General features: G+C 62.4%; 15 protein-coding genes. 7 read left to right on the top strand and 8 right to left on the bottom strand.

The annotated features are described in order from the left end of the window. Nucleotides 1-58: 58 nt before the first annotated feature. Together ACN9MO_RS09680 and ACN9MO_RS09675 are read right to left on the bottom strand one after the other, a co-directional pair. Nucleotides 59-529: a nucleoside deaminase gene (locus ACN9MO_RS09680; protein ID WP_057254438.1), complete on the bottom strand. Its 471-nt coding sequence runs from the start codon at nt 527-529 to the stop codon at nt 59-61. A 235-nt stretch (nt 530-764) separates the two neighbouring features. Next, complete coding sequence (locus tag ACN9MO_RS09675) at nt 765-1229, bottom strand: cupin domain-containing protein (protein WP_057254440.1); 465 nt, start codon at nt 1227-1229, stop codon at nt 765-767. Nucleotides 1230-1570: 341 nt separating this feature from the next. Between ACN9MO_RS09675 and ACN9MO_RS09670 the strand changes: the two genes are divergently transcribed. Next, nucleotides 1571-2377, top strand: a complete 807-nt coding sequence (locus tag ACN9MO_RS09670; protein WP_057253990.1) for a class I SAM-dependent methyltransferase — start codon at nt 1571-1573, stop codon at nt 2375-2377. 108 nt (nt 2378-2485) lie between these two features. On the opposite strand, the gene ACN9MO_RS09665 is transcribed toward ACN9MO_RS09670, so the two are convergent. The 3 genes from ACN9MO_RS09665 to ACN9MO_RS09655 all read right to left on the bottom strand — a co-directional run bounded on the left by ACN9MO_RS09665 (nt 2486) and on the right by ACN9MO_RS09655 (nt 4314). Next, a complete protein-coding gene (locus ACN9MO_RS09665) occupies nt 2486-3136 on the bottom strand; it encodes a glutathione S-transferase family protein (RefSeq protein ID WP_057253992.1) in 651 nt (216 codons plus the stop codon). 91 nt (nt 3137-3227) lie between these two features. Beyond that, nucleotides 3228-3611 (bottom strand): DUF4440 domain-containing protein, encoded by a 384-nt coding sequence (locus tag ACN9MO_RS09660; protein WP_112995609.1) that lies wholly within the window; start codon nt 3609-3611, stop codon nt 3228-3230. Nucleotides 3612-3861: 250 nt separating this feature from the next. Beyond that, nucleotides 3862-4314: an Lrp/AsnC family transcriptional regulator gene (locus ACN9MO_RS09655; protein ID WP_057253994.1), complete on the bottom strand. Its 453-nt coding sequence runs from the start codon at nt 4312-4314 to the stop codon at nt 3862-3864. A 115-nt stretch (nt 4315-4429) separates the two neighbouring features. On the opposite strand from ACN9MO_RS09655, the gene ACN9MO_RS09650 reads away from it, so the two are divergent. Beyond that, nucleotides 4430-5053: a LysE family translocator gene (locus tag ACN9MO_RS09650; RefSeq protein ID WP_093234675.1), complete on the top strand. Its 624-nt coding sequence runs from the start codon at nt 4430-4432 to the stop codon at nt 5051-5053. A 15-nt stretch (nt 5054-5068) separates the two neighbouring features. Here the strand turns inward: ACN9MO_RS09650 and ACN9MO_RS09645 are convergent, their stop codons facing one another. Continuing rightward, nucleotides 5069-6019, bottom strand: a complete 951-nt coding sequence (locus tag ACN9MO_RS09645; RefSeq protein ID WP_057254444.1) for a hypothetical protein — start codon at nt 6017-6019, stop codon at nt 5069-5071. 529 nt (nt 6020-6548) lie between these two features. On the opposite strand from ACN9MO_RS09645, the gene ACN9MO_RS09640 reads away from it, so the two are divergent. The 3 genes from ACN9MO_RS09640 to ACN9MO_RS09630 all read left to right on the top strand — a co-directional run bounded on the left by ACN9MO_RS09640 (nt 6549) and on the right by ACN9MO_RS09630 (nt 9834). Continuing rightward, nucleotides 6549-6971 carry a MarR family winged helix-turn-helix transcriptional regulator gene (locus tag ACN9MO_RS09640; RefSeq protein WP_057253998.1) on the top strand — a complete coding sequence of 141 codons (423 nt, stop codon included), beginning with the start codon at nt 6549-6551 and terminating at the stop codon, nt 6969-6971. 162 nt (nt 6972-7133) lie between these two features. Continuing rightward, nucleotides 7134-7976 carry an NmrA family NAD(P)-binding protein gene (locus tag ACN9MO_RS09635; protein WP_425987111.1) on the top strand — a complete coding sequence of 281 codons (843 nt, stop codon included), beginning with the start codon at nt 7134-7136 and terminating at the stop codon, nt 7974-7976. 469 nt (nt 7977-8445) lie between these two features. Next, entirely contained in the window at nt 8446-9834 is a 1389-nt protein-coding gene (locus ACN9MO_RS09630) for a transposase (protein WP_425985914.1), read from the top strand. A 197-nt stretch (nt 9835-10031) separates the two neighbouring features. Here the strand turns inward: ACN9MO_RS09630 and ACN9MO_RS09625 are convergent, their stop codons facing one another. After that, entirely contained in the window at nt 10032-10613 is a 582-nt protein-coding gene (locus ACN9MO_RS09625; RefSeq protein ID WP_058327060.1) for a dienelactone hydrolase family protein, read from the bottom strand. Between the two features lie 19 nt (nt 10614-10632). Then, nucleotides 10633-10776 (bottom strand): hypothetical protein, encoded by a 144-nt coding sequence (locus ACN9MO_RS09620; protein ID WP_156414718.1) that lies wholly within the window; start codon nt 10774-10776, stop codon nt 10633-10635. Nucleotides 10777-10803: 27 nt separating this feature from the next. Here ACN9MO_RS09620 and ACN9MO_RS09615 point away from each other — a divergent pair, with 27 nt between their 5' ends. Further along, nucleotides 10804-11886 carry a D-alanine--D-alanine ligase family protein gene (locus ACN9MO_RS09615; protein ID WP_057254003.1) on the top strand — a complete coding sequence of 361 codons (1083 nt, stop codon included), beginning with the start codon at nt 10804-10806 and terminating at the stop codon, nt 11884-11886. A 117-nt stretch (nt 11887-12003) separates the two neighbouring features. After that, nucleotides 12004-12549 (top strand): BA14K family protein, encoded by a 546-nt coding sequence (locus ACN9MO_RS09610; protein WP_057254004.1) that lies wholly within the window; start codon nt 12004-12006, stop codon nt 12547-12549. Nucleotides 12550-12559 lie beyond the last annotated feature (10 nt).

The following is a 12559-nucleotide window of genomic DNA, read 5'->3' as shown; positions in this document are numbered from 1 at the left end:
CTTCGTCACACCCGGCCGCGGGATACTTTTGCAGTCTAACTCCATCGGGCGCGCCGCATCAGCGGCGCCAGAAGGTCCGGTGGGGGCTGAGTAGTTCGTCCTCGATCTCGGGGAAGGGGCCAAAAACCTCGATCGGCTTCTGGCCGGAGGCAAGCACCGTGCGCGAGGCGAGGTTCATGGTCGGGTTTTCGGGGTGGTCGCTGGTTTCGGCAAGGAGCTTTTCCTCCTCGAAGCCGTAGACCAGGCGACCGATATTCGCCCAATAGAGCGTGCCGGTGCACATGGCGCAGGGCTCGCCGGTTGAAACCAGCGTGCAGGACCATAGGAATTTCGCCGGATAGGCGGTCGCGGCACGCCGGCTAAGCTCGGTCTCGGCGTGGCGTACGGTGTCGATATTGCCCTGGCGCATCAGGATGCTGTCGTCGGGGCCGACCAGGACCGCGCCGAAAGGATGATGGCCGTGCGCGGCGGCCTCGCGCGCGACTTCGTCGGCGGCGCGAAGGTGGGCGAGCATCTGATCGCGGGTCATGGTCTGTCGCTCCCCAACGTCGTGGACGCCACCGATTGGACGGTGCCGTTCGGACGATCGTAGCTCGAAAATCGAATGTCCGATATCGCCGCTGCCCGCAATTTCGCAAGACATCCGCCATGCCAGCGGGTGCTGCGCTTGCAAAGGGGAGTGTGTCTCCGTTCTCCTTGCGACAGGTGAGGCGGTCGCATTGCCCGGTCTTTCCCCAACCGCCGCAGCCTGCGCTGGCGGCGGGTCAATCTTGATCCGACCAGTCGGCAAGCAGGGTGATGCCGAACTTCGGCGCGGCCCTCCGAAGCCGATCAAGCTCTTCCGATGTCGGTGGCTTGACCGCTTCGCCCGGCCCAAGTTCACGGCCGGCTTCCTCCAGAAACCGGTCGAAGATGGCTGGCGTGCCGATCAGGATGTAGCGCGCCGGCCGGCGGCTGACGTTGAGGAGCTGGTGGGGTACGCGGCGCGGGAGAAAGATGCTCTGGCCCACGGTCAACCGGTGCGCGGTCCCGCCGATTACCGCAGTCAGTTCGCCCTCGAGGATGTAGACGGTTTCGTCGTCGCTGGCGTGGACGTGAATTGGCGTCCTGGTGTCGCCGCCGCTGACGTTTTCGAAGAGGCAGAACTGGCCGTCGGTCTGGCTGCCGGACAACAGACGCTTCATGACGACGCCGGCGAGGGCGAATGCTTTCGGTTCTGTGCTGCTCATCGCAAATACCCCATCGAATTTCGCAGGAGCGGTCCTGTCCGCTGCGCTCCCGAGGAAGCGCGGCGGCATGGTTGCATGCGTCGGCGGCGACATCAGGACGAAGGGTGAGGTGCGGCACGGTCCGATCCGGCGCCGATGGAGCCGGGGCGGCGCCCTGTCTGGCCGGCTTACCGAGAGGATGGCGAAATATCCACCGCGCGCGAATGGCGATCGGTTCCGCATGCCGGGGATCGGTCTCGAACCCGGTAAACCGATCGACGCGGCAGTTTGCCAGCACCGATGTCTCGGCTTGCCCAGCCTGTGGTAGAGTTCGCCCGTTCAGCTGGCTGGAGTGTGCTGTGATGGCTGCATCGACGTTCAATGCCAACACTGGCGACGGATATGAGTTGCAGATGGGGCGCTGGAGCCGAAGGCTGGCCGTGCCCTTCCTGGCATTTGCCGGAGCCGCGGCGGGCGAACGGGTGCTGGATGTCGGCTGCGGCACCGGCAGCCTGACATTCCTGTTGGCCGCGCGGCCCGACCTTTCCGCCGTCTGCGGGGTGGATTGCGCAGCGCCCTACATCGAACACGCCAGCCGCAGCAATCCGGATCCGCGCGTCTCCTTCCAGATTGGCGACGCATGCGCTCTGCCCTTTGAGGATGCGGCGTTCGATCGGGTCCTGTCGCTGCTGATGCTGCATTTCGTTTCTGAGCCGGAACGGGCCGTGGCGGAGATGCGCCGCGTTGCGCGGCCTGGCGCAACGGTCGCTGCCACCGTGTGGGACGGTCGCGGCGGTTTCGTTGCCAGCCGCCTGTTCCTCGATACGGCGGCAGCCCTTGATCCCGCCGCCCGCCGGCTTCGCGAGCGCGCCTTCACCCGCCCGATGACCCGGCCTGGCGAACTGGAGGCGGCCTGGCATAGGGCCGGCCTTGTCGAGGTCGAGACGGCTGAGCTTGCGATCCGCATGGAGTACGCTTCCTTCGACGACTACTGGACGCCCTATCTCGGCAAGGATGGCCCAGGGGCCGAATATATCGCGACACTCAATGAGCCGGCGCGCACGCGGCTTCGCGATGCGGTCCGTTCTGCCTATCTCGATGGCGAGGTCGATGGTCCACGGTCCTATGTCGCGGTCGCCTGGGCCGTCAAAGGTGTGGTGCCAGGTTGAATTCAGGGCGGCGGCTCATACCCCTGGGATCGCTGGAGACTTGAAGAAAGAGGTCAACCGGGTGATGCGGCTCTGTCAGAGTGACGCAACTCGGTTGCCGCTTCCGGGTTAGCCTGCCGATGCGGAGGTGAAAACCGCCAACTGGGCCTCGAAGGCGCGCTTGTAGGCCGGCCGTGCTTCGCCGCGAGCGACATAGGCAGCAAGGTTCGGGTATTCCTCAAGAATCCCTGATCCATGCAGCCGGCGCAGCACCGTCACCATCAGGAGGTCGCCGGCGCTGAAGGCGCCATCGAGCCAGTCGGCATCGCCAAGGTGATTGGAAAGGCCGCCAAGCCGTCTGCGGATGGTTTCGTCGAGCGCACGCAGGCGGTGCTCGTACCAGGGCTCGTTGCGTTCGAGGATCTGGACGAGATTACGGTCGAAGACCGGCGGCTCGATGGTGTTGAGCGCGGCAAACATCCAGGCGATCGCGCGCGCCCGGGCATTGGCTTCGTCTGGCAACAGGCCGGCATGGCGCTCGGCGATATGGAGCACGATCGCTCCGGACTCGAAGAGGGCGAGATCGCCTTCCTCATAGGTCGGGATCTGGCCGAAGGGCTGAAGGGAGAGATGCGGCGGCTGCTTCATCGCCTTGAACGACAGAAGGCGAACCTCGTAGGGCAGGCCTACTTCCTCGAGCGCCCAGCGGACACGCATGTCGCGCGCGAGCCCCTTGCCGCGATCCGGTGACCGTTCGAAAGCGGTAATGGTGATCGTCATCGTTGTCCTCCATCGCTTGGTCTCCCTTGAAGACGGATGGCAGCCCGCGATCCCGACACGTCGTCGCGAAAGTCGCGCCTGGACGGGCCGCTCAGGCCGCTCCCGTCACCGTTCCCTGGTGGAACAGCATCTGCCACCTGGTTCCGTTTCGCTTCCAGACAGAGCTTCTGAGTGCGTGCCGCTCCGATCCATCGCTTTCTCTGCGATGGGTTCTGTAGGTCAAGAGCAATGCTTCCGGCGAAATGGCGGTCAGGCGGTAATCGCTCGCGCGCAGTTCGCCATCGTCTTGCTCTGGCTCCTGCACAAGCAGATCGATGATTTCCGCACGATGATAGATCGTACCGGAAGCCCCGAACTCGACGAAGCCTTCGGCGAGCAGCGCCTCGACGGCTGAACGCGACCGGCGAACCTCCGGGCGGTGCAGTGCTTCTTCAAGCGCACGGATTTCATCGAGAGGGGGCAGAGCGTGCATCATGATTGTTCCGCTGTGGGCGAGGGCTGCCGGTACACTACTGCATGTCTCCTTAATCGACCTCGATTTAAGGACAAAGGCATGCAGAAAATCAAAGTGCTACAGCGACCTTTGCGCGTCTGATAAGACGCGCGGCGCTGTAATCTGCTGAGACCTCGGACGGCAACTGCCAGAGCGCCGTGCGTTCAGATGAACGCAAAGGACGCTGTAGCCGTGGCGCACCAGTTCATCCGGGGCGGCGCGAGCCAGCCGTTCAAAGAGGAAGCGGCCGGTTCTGGAAGATGCTCTTCATCACAAGGGTAGAGGTCAGGCGCAGCACGCTCGGCAGCGCAAGCAGGCTCTCGTCATAGAGCGCCTGGAAAGCCTTCAGGTCCTCAGTCACCACGTGCAGCATGTAGTCGGGATCGCCAAACAGACGCTCGGCTTGCGTGATTTCCGGTATCGCCCAAAGAGCCTTTTCGAAGGCATGCACGTTCTCGCGGCTGCCTTCCCTGAGCGTCGCAAAGACGATCGCCGAGAAATTGAGGCCGACCTTGGCGGCATCGATATTGGCGCGATAGTCGCTGATCACGCCGGATTGCTCGAGCGCCCTGACCCGGCGATGGCAGGGGGAAAGGCTGAGCCCGATGCGGTCGCCGAGCTCGGTAACCGACAGTCTCCCGTCCTTCTGAAGCTCAGCAAGAATCTTGCGGTCCGTATCATCCATGAGGGAGATATTACCTCAAGATGCCACATCTCGGCAAGAGATAGGGAGCTAATCCCCGTGATGCAACGCTATTCTTCCTTTGATGGCGCGGGTATCCGAAGGAAGGTGGCGCGAGATGGAAATGGGTCTGTTGACGGCGTTTTGGGCGATATCGTTTTCGCTGGTGCTGACACCCGGCGCAGACTGGGCCTATGCGATCTCGGCGGGATTGCGAGACAGGGCGATCATGCCGGCCGTTTCCGGCATGCTGCTTGGCTATCTTGCGATCACTCTGGTGGTCGCGGCCGGCGTCGGCGCGCTCGTCGCCGGCGTTCCGGCGGTTCTGACGGTGCTTACCGTGCTGGGAGCGGGCTATCTCCTTTGGCTCGGCGTCGGGGTTCTGGCCCATCCGCCTGTTCCGGTGGCCGATGAAGATCAGGCGGCCAGGAGCTGGACCGGGTGGATCGTCCGCGGTTTCGCGGTGAGCGGCATCAACCCGAAGGCGCTACTTCTTTTCCTGGCGCTGCTGCCGCAGTTTACCAGCCGCGACGGGAGCTGGACGATCCCGAGCCAGATCGCGGCGCTCGGGGCCGTGCATATGCTCAACTGTGCGCTGATCTACTCGCTTGTCGGCACGGGTTCGAGCATGGTCCTCAGGACGCGCCCGCGCGTGGCCCGTCTGGTGAGCCAGTTCTCAGGCGCGGCGATGATTGCGATCGCGCTGTTCCTGCTCGCCGAGCAGCTTGTCATGGTCCGATGAGGCGTGGCGGCCGCCTCAGGACGCTTTAGCCAGCTTTTCTTCGCGACCGATGCGGGCGTCGAGGTCGCGCAGGCGAAGCGTGACGGCGGGGTGGCCGGGCAGGAGCGACAGGGCATTCGTCAGCATGTCGCGCGCCGTGACGAGGTTGCCGTCGCGGATATGGCGATTGGCGCGGTGGAAGAGGAAGTTGACCTGCTCTGTAGGGGCAAAGCGATCGCCGAAGCGGGCGTGCAGGCGATCGGCCCAGGCCGGGTGGCGGGCCATGGCGGCGACGGCGTTCTGGTAAGGCCGCATCGGCGCGTCGATCCGCGCGGAGCGGGCAAGGGCGCGCAGGGCAGCAAGGTCATTGGCGCGGCAGGCATCGATCAGCGAAAGCGCGCGCTGCGTTCCGGTGAAGACCCTGACCGTGCCATGACCGGTCATGTGTACGGGCACGAGATGCGTTTCCGCCTGCAGTTCCGCTATGCGCTCGGCATGCCTGCGATCGATCGCGTGGAACGGGTCGTAGAAGAGATAGGCGCGGCCGGCGGCATGGTCGGGGGCGATACTCATATTGGCGTGCAGGTCGGGCGAGAAATGCCTGAGAAAGCGATTGTCGTAGGGAACGGCTTTGGGATTGATCGAGATTTGCGGGCAGAAGGCGATGGCTGTCGTGGCGTTGAAACGCCGGCGGTAGCGAAGCGCTGCATAACCGCCCTGAGAATGGCCGTAGAGGATGCGCTCGGGTGCTGCCTTCAGGATCGGCGCCGCAGCCTCGACCGCCTTGACCACGCTTTCGGCCGGAAACCAGTTGGGACGCTTGCTGATGAAGCCGAGGGCGGCGATATCCGCCTTCTCGCAAAAGCGCTGGCCCCAGTAGCGGCTCCCGTTTGCCTGGATTTCCATCTCGTTGAAGGTGATGAGGAGGTAAGCCGAGGCGCCCGGGCGATGGATGACCTCAAGGTTTTCGTCCGAGTAGATAAGCACGGTTACTCCGAAGTATTTCAAGGTTTGCAGTAGTATATTTCCAATTTCCGAAGCTTGTTCGGCGACGTTATATTAGTGCGAATTCGCCTGGGATTTCCAGTGCCTAGGACTTTCTGCAAGAGGATTTCAATATTCATTTCGGCTGACGGCTTCAGCGGTCGTTCGTTTCGGCAGCTTTCGGCTCAAACCGGACATAGAGGTTCGCATCGCGGACGGCTGCTTTGCGCCCCCATTTGAGCCGTTCAGCGCGCCGATCGCCGAGCCCAGAAGCTGCCATTCATTCACGTGGAGCGGCGCTGAGCGGCAACGGCCTCAATGGGACTCTGCTGCCGTCCTCGGATGATACGGCGAACGGCAGCTTCCAGCGAGAGCGAACGTTCCGGCGTTTATGCAGATCATCGCCCGTGGCATGCGCTGAGACATCAGGGTTTCGTATCCTCCTTGAAACGCGATACTGGTTGACTACATGTTGTAGATGCATCATCGAGAGACTATGAACCTGCGTTCCCTACCCGACGATAGACGAGCAATGCTGCGGGAACTGGAAGATGCCTGCGTAATTTCGCGGGCGCGCCTTATCTCACGCGTTATGACCAACATCTTCGACGAGGAACTGCGGCCGTTCGGCCTAGTGTCGTCGCAACACACCTTACTCGGTTCAATCATGCGGATGGGCGTCGCGACGCGTGCCGAAATCGGCCGAGCCAACTGCCTCGATCGCTCCACCTTGACGAGAAACCTCAAGCTGATGCTGGACGCGGGATGGATCGAAGAGGTCCCCGACAAGGTTCAAGGTCGTCAGCGCCCCCTTCGGCTGAGCAAAGCTGGCGAAGACCTGCTGTTTTCATCCATGCCGGCCTGGCGGGCGGGGCAGGAACGAGCGTCCAAGCTGCTTGGGCAAGCAGGCTTGAGCGCAATCAAGACCGTCGCGGACGACATTCCGCGCGATTAGCCGGAATCTGAAATTATGGTATTGCATATACAACACTGCTTCCTATGTGTTGTATATGCAGCATTAGGACGCCGCGGAGCGCCTGATGCCATTATCGAAAGGAGAAATGCGATGACAACGATTCTGGTGACCGGTGCAACCGGAGATACGGGGCGTCCGACCGTGAAGGAACTGCTGAAGAAAGGCCTAAAGGTCCGCGCCCTCGCTCGTCGGGAGGACGCTCGCTCGCAGGAGCTGGCCAGTCTGGGTGCCGAGATCGTTTATGGGGACATCACCAGCCTGCGCGATATGCGGCTGGCTTTCGACGGCGTCGACCGCGCTTACTTCTGCTATCCCATTGCCGACGGTCTCGTGGAGGCGGCAGTCATCTTCGCACAGGTGGCGAGAGAGCAGGGCGTCGAGCACATCGTCAACCTGTCCCACAAGCAATCCAGGCCCGACGCGCGCAGCAAGGTGACCCAGAACCATTGGCTTTCGGAGCAGGTGTTCAAGTGGTCAGGCATCCCGACGACGAACTTGCGCATCACCTTCTTCGCCGAGTGGCTCCTCTACATCTCGACATTCATCCAGCGCGGCCGCTACGTCATGCCATTCAACAAGGATGGCCGCTTTGCTCCGCTGGCCGCGGCCGATACGGCGAAGATCATCGCCAACATCCTGGAGAAACCGGAAGGCCACGGCGGCCAAGCCTACCAGCTGCACGGCCCGAAGGAGTATAGTCACGAGGAGCTCGCAGCAGAGGTTGGTCGGGTCCTCGGAGTCGATCTGCCCTTCGAGCAGCTTACCGTATCGGCCTTTCTGGAGCTCGCGGGGCTCGAGGATGACACCGTCTTGCGGCGGCACTTCGAAGCTGCGGAGCTGGACCAGCAAGAGGGTCTCCTCGCCGGTCTCGATGACATCGGCACGAAGTTTATTGGTGGCCCGCTGATGACCGTAGAAGCTTTCGTCAACGCGAACCGGGCGCGCTTCGTCCGTGAAACGCAAACGTCAGTCGACCGAAATTAGAATCCTGTGCGTTTTGGGGCGGATATATCAGGGTGACTAATCCAGGTCGCTAACCGGGGCGATCCGGAACGCATGTTTCGGAGCTGCATCGTCCACCTCGAAAATGCCATGGCTTTGCGATTAATTCACCGGCCACTGAGCTGAATCCTCGAGTGCGTAGCGACTGGCAGCTGCGCACTCGATGGACGATAGCTTTTGGCCGAAGCAGATGCTCACATCCAGGTCAAGGTACGACCTAGAGGGGTCGACAGCAGTCAATGGCCGACCTGCTGATTTAAGCCGATAGCGAATGTCCGCTTTATCAATGCTGCTGCCCTGAACCTGCCGTCCCGCTCTCGGCCCCATATCGGCCACGGCGCCGCGGTCGGCGAATGTCTACTGTTGGCGGATACCGTTGAAAAACTCGGCATTGCGGGCACTTGGGACGCGTGATTCAATCCTCTGAGTGATTTGGCAGGGGATCAGGCGAATGATGGGAACGCAGGCGGCTCCGGCGCAGCTCTTTTACGATTTCAGTCTCGATGAGCACGTGCCAGCCGACCATCTTCTCCGCCGGATCGACAACCACCTGGACCTCGATGGCGTCCGCGCGCAGTTGAAGCCCTATTACAGCAGCACCGGCCGTCCGTCGATCGATCCGGAACTGATGATGCGGATGCTGATCATTGGCTACAGCATGGGCATCCGGTCGGAGCGCCGGCTGTGCGAGGAGGTTCATCTCAATCTCGCCTATCGTCTGTTTTGCCGGCTTGGACTGGACGGCAAGGTGCCGGATCATTCCAGCTTCTCGAAGAACCGCCACGGACGTTTCCGGCAAAGCGATATCCTTCGGCATCTGTTCGAGACGGTGGTTGAGCGCTGCCTGGTACAGGGTCTTGTCGGTGCTGAAGGCTTTGCCGTCGATGCCAGCTTGATCGCCGCGGATGCCAACAAACAGCGCTCGGTATCTAGTGCAGAATGGAGCGCGCAAGAAGCGAAGGAGAATGCAGGCCGCTCCGTTCAGGAATATCTGGCGGTGCTTGATGACGCTGCTTTTGGTGCGGCTTCGCCGGTAACGCCGAAGTTTATTTCCCCGTCAGACCCGGCAGCCCAGTGGACGGGTGCCCATAAAGGCCATGCCTTCTTCGCCTACGCCACCAACTATCTGATCGACACCGACCATGGCGTCATTCTCGATGTTGAGGCCACCCGTGCCATTCGACAGGCTGAGGTTGGCGCTTCGCGCACCATGATCGACAGAACAGAGAACCGCTTTGGCCTGAAGCCAGGCTATCTGGTCGCCGACAGTGCCTATGGCTCCGCTGACAATCTGGCCTGGCTTGTGAAGGAAAAGGAGATTGCTCCGCACATTCCTGTGTTCGACAAGTCCAACCGGACAGACGGGACTTTCTCGCGTGCCGACTTCAATTGGGATGGCGAGGCAGATCGCTACATCTGCCCGGCGGGCAAGGAGCTGGTTCAGTTCCGTCGCACCTACGCGACGCCCCGATCGGGCATCACCAGTGAGGGCACCCGGCTCTATCGGGCCAGCAAGAAGGACTGTGATGTGTGCGACCTGAAACAGCGCTGCTGCCCGAATGCAGTTGCTCGCAAAGTCCCTCGTGATCTCAATGAGGATGCCCGTGACGTCGCCAGAGCCATTGCCGGCACGCCCGATTACGAGCGTTCACGGCATCGTCGCAAGAAGGTCGAGATGCTCTTCGCTCACCTCAAGCGCATCCTGCGGATGGCCAGGTTGAGACTGCGTGGTCCGTGTGGTGCTCGCGATGAATTCCTGCTCGCAGCAACGGCACAAAACCTCAGAAGGCTGGCAAAGCTTAGACCTTCTCGCCTCCCATCCGCCGTTATGGTGGCATAACGGCCGGTTGCCTGGAGCCATCCCACCGCATCACAACGAGAGACACCTTGCCAACTCTTCGAAAAACCGCGTGGAGAGCGTCGCGGATGCTCAAACTACGAGTTTTTCAACGATATCGGCGCAAAGCGGCCAAGGCCACCATGACCGATTGGTGGGATTGCTGAGCAACTCCGAGCTTTTCCTACAATAGGGCAGCCTCAGACCCGCCTGAGAAAAGCAAGCACCCGATCCGTCAGCAGCGCCGTTGCCGTCGCGTCGTAGGACGGCAGCGAGCTGTCGGCGAAATAGTGCTGGTCGCCCGGATAGAGGAAGAGCTCGGCATCGTCGGCCTTCTCGACGAGTTCGCGGGCAGCGTCGATGTCGCCTTCGCCGACGAAGATCGGGTCGTTGTCCATGCCGTGGATCTGGACGGGCACGCCATCCGGCCAGGGGCCGAAGGACCACTGACCGCTGATCGGGATGCAGGAGTAGAAGAGCAGGGCGCCGCGGGCGCCGGGCCGGGTCTGGGCGAGCTTCTGTGCCGGCAGGACGCCGAAGGAGAAGCCGGCATAGACGAGGCCCTGGGGAAGAGCGTCGGCGAGGCGAACGCCGCGCTCGCGCATCTCGTCGAAGCCGACCTCGCCGATATAGGCAAGGCCTTCTTCGATGCTGTTGAAGGTGCGCCCCTCGAAGAGATCGGGCAGGTGCACGGTATGCCCGGCGGCCCGGAGGTCCTCGGCGAAAGCGTGCATCCCCGGGGTCAGCCCCTGGGCGTGATGGAACAGCAGGACCTCGGCCATGGACGACTTCTCCTTCAAATTATCCTTCGCGTTCCAATTGTGTCTCGCCGCCTGAAGGGTCAAGCGGTGTTGCGGTCGATTGAGAAAATTTTCCTGTCGCAGCGATAGCACGTTTCCTTGACGTCTTGTTGCCATCTTCGACCGCTTCCTTGCGGATCAGCATTGGTCACGATTCTGAAGGAAAGACGTCATGACAGGGAAGTTGCGCATTGCCGTGTTGTTTGGTGGGCGTTCGGCGGAGCATGAGGTTTCGCTGATGTCGGCGCGCAATGTCGTCGCCGCGCTTGACAGAGCACGCTACGAGATCGTGCCGATCGGCATTGCCAAAGATGGGCGTTGGCTGTTGCTCGAGCTTGAAAACGGCGAGCTGCCCCGGACCATTCCGGCGGCAGGAACGCAAGTTGCGCTGATCCCGGGCGGCAAGGGCCGGGCGGTCACCATTGCCGCCGACGGAACGCAAGGGCTGCTGCCGGCCGTCGACCTCATCTTTCCGGTGCTGCACGGGCCGTTCGGCGAGGACGGGACGGTGCAGGGTTACGCCGAGACGGCCGATGTCGCCTATGTCGGCTGCGGCGTTGCGGCTTCGGCGGCCGCCATGGACAAGGTGCTCGCCAAGCGCCTGCTTGCGGCTGAGGGGCTGCCGGTCGCGCGTGCCATCGCGCTGCATCAGGAGGACGCCTATTCCGGCGAAACCATCCTGGAAACACTGGGATTGCCGGTTTTCGTTAAGCCGGCGCGGCAGGGCTCATCCGTCGGCGTCAGCCGTGTCAATAGCCTCGACGGGCTTGCGGCTGCGCTGGAAGAGGCGTTTCGCCACGACGACAAGGTGCTGATCGAAGAGTTCGTGCAGGCCCGCGAGATCGAGTGCTCGGTGCTGGAAGACGCCAAGGGCAGGCTCACCGTGTCGCGGCCGGGAGAGATCATCCCCGCCGAAAGCCACGGTTTCTACAGCTACGACGCCAAATATGTCGACGCTGGCGGCGCGATCGTGAATGCGCCGGCGGACCTTGCCGAAGAGGTGGGCGCGCGGGCGCAGGAGATGGCCGAGCGGGCCTTCCGGGCACTGGCCTGCGCCGGCATGGCGCGCGTCGATTTCTTCCTGCGGCCAGATGGAAGCCTCGTCATCAACGAGATCAACACCATTCCCGGCTTCACCAATATCAGCATGTATGCCAAGGCGCTTGCGGCAGACGGAATCTCCTATGTCGCGGCGGTGGAAACGCTGATTGCGCATGCGCTCGCGTTGCGTGGGGATGGGGCCGCGCGCGCATGAAACACTGGCCGCGGATGCCGCCTTTGGGTTGTATTACATATTAGATGTATCGCATTCATTGTGGGTTCACGTCATTCCGCGAAACTGCCGCCTGTTTCCAAACGGACAGGTGATGAGATGAAGAAGATTGCCATCGTCATAATGGCGGCGGTTACGGCTCTTTCGGGCATCACGCCGGCGAATGCCGTGCCGGCGGTTGCCATCGAGCGGGTGCAGAAGAGCGACGTCGAGTTGGTGCAGCACCGGGAATGGAACGGCGGCCATTATCGCCGGCGTCCGCCCGGTTGGCATGGCGGCTATCGCCCGCGCCCCGGTTGGGACGGCGGCTACCGCCCGCGGCCAGGCTGGCATGGCGGCTATCGTCCGCGCCCGGGCTGGGATGGCGGCTACCGCTATGGACACTATAACGGCTACCGCGGCTATCGCTACGAGCGCTACGGCTATCGTCGCCACAATGACGGCTGGTGGTATCCGCTGGCGGCCTTCGGCACCGGCATCATCATCGGCGGCGCGATTGCCGCTCCGCCGCGCAGGGCGGATGCCGGGGTGAACCCGCGGCACGTGGACTGGTGCTATGCCCGCTACCGCTCGTACCGCGCTTGGGACAATAGCTTTCAGCCCTATGGCGGCCCGCGCCAGCAGTGCTATTCGCCCTACTTCTGAGCGAAGCGCG

It is taken from the genome of Ensifer sp. R-19, from assembly GCF_049905105.1.
GTDB lineage: Bacteria > Pseudomonadota > Alphaproteobacteria > Rhizobiales > Rhizobiaceae > Ensifer.
This window is presented reverse-complemented; position numbering and strand designations above follow the sequence as displayed.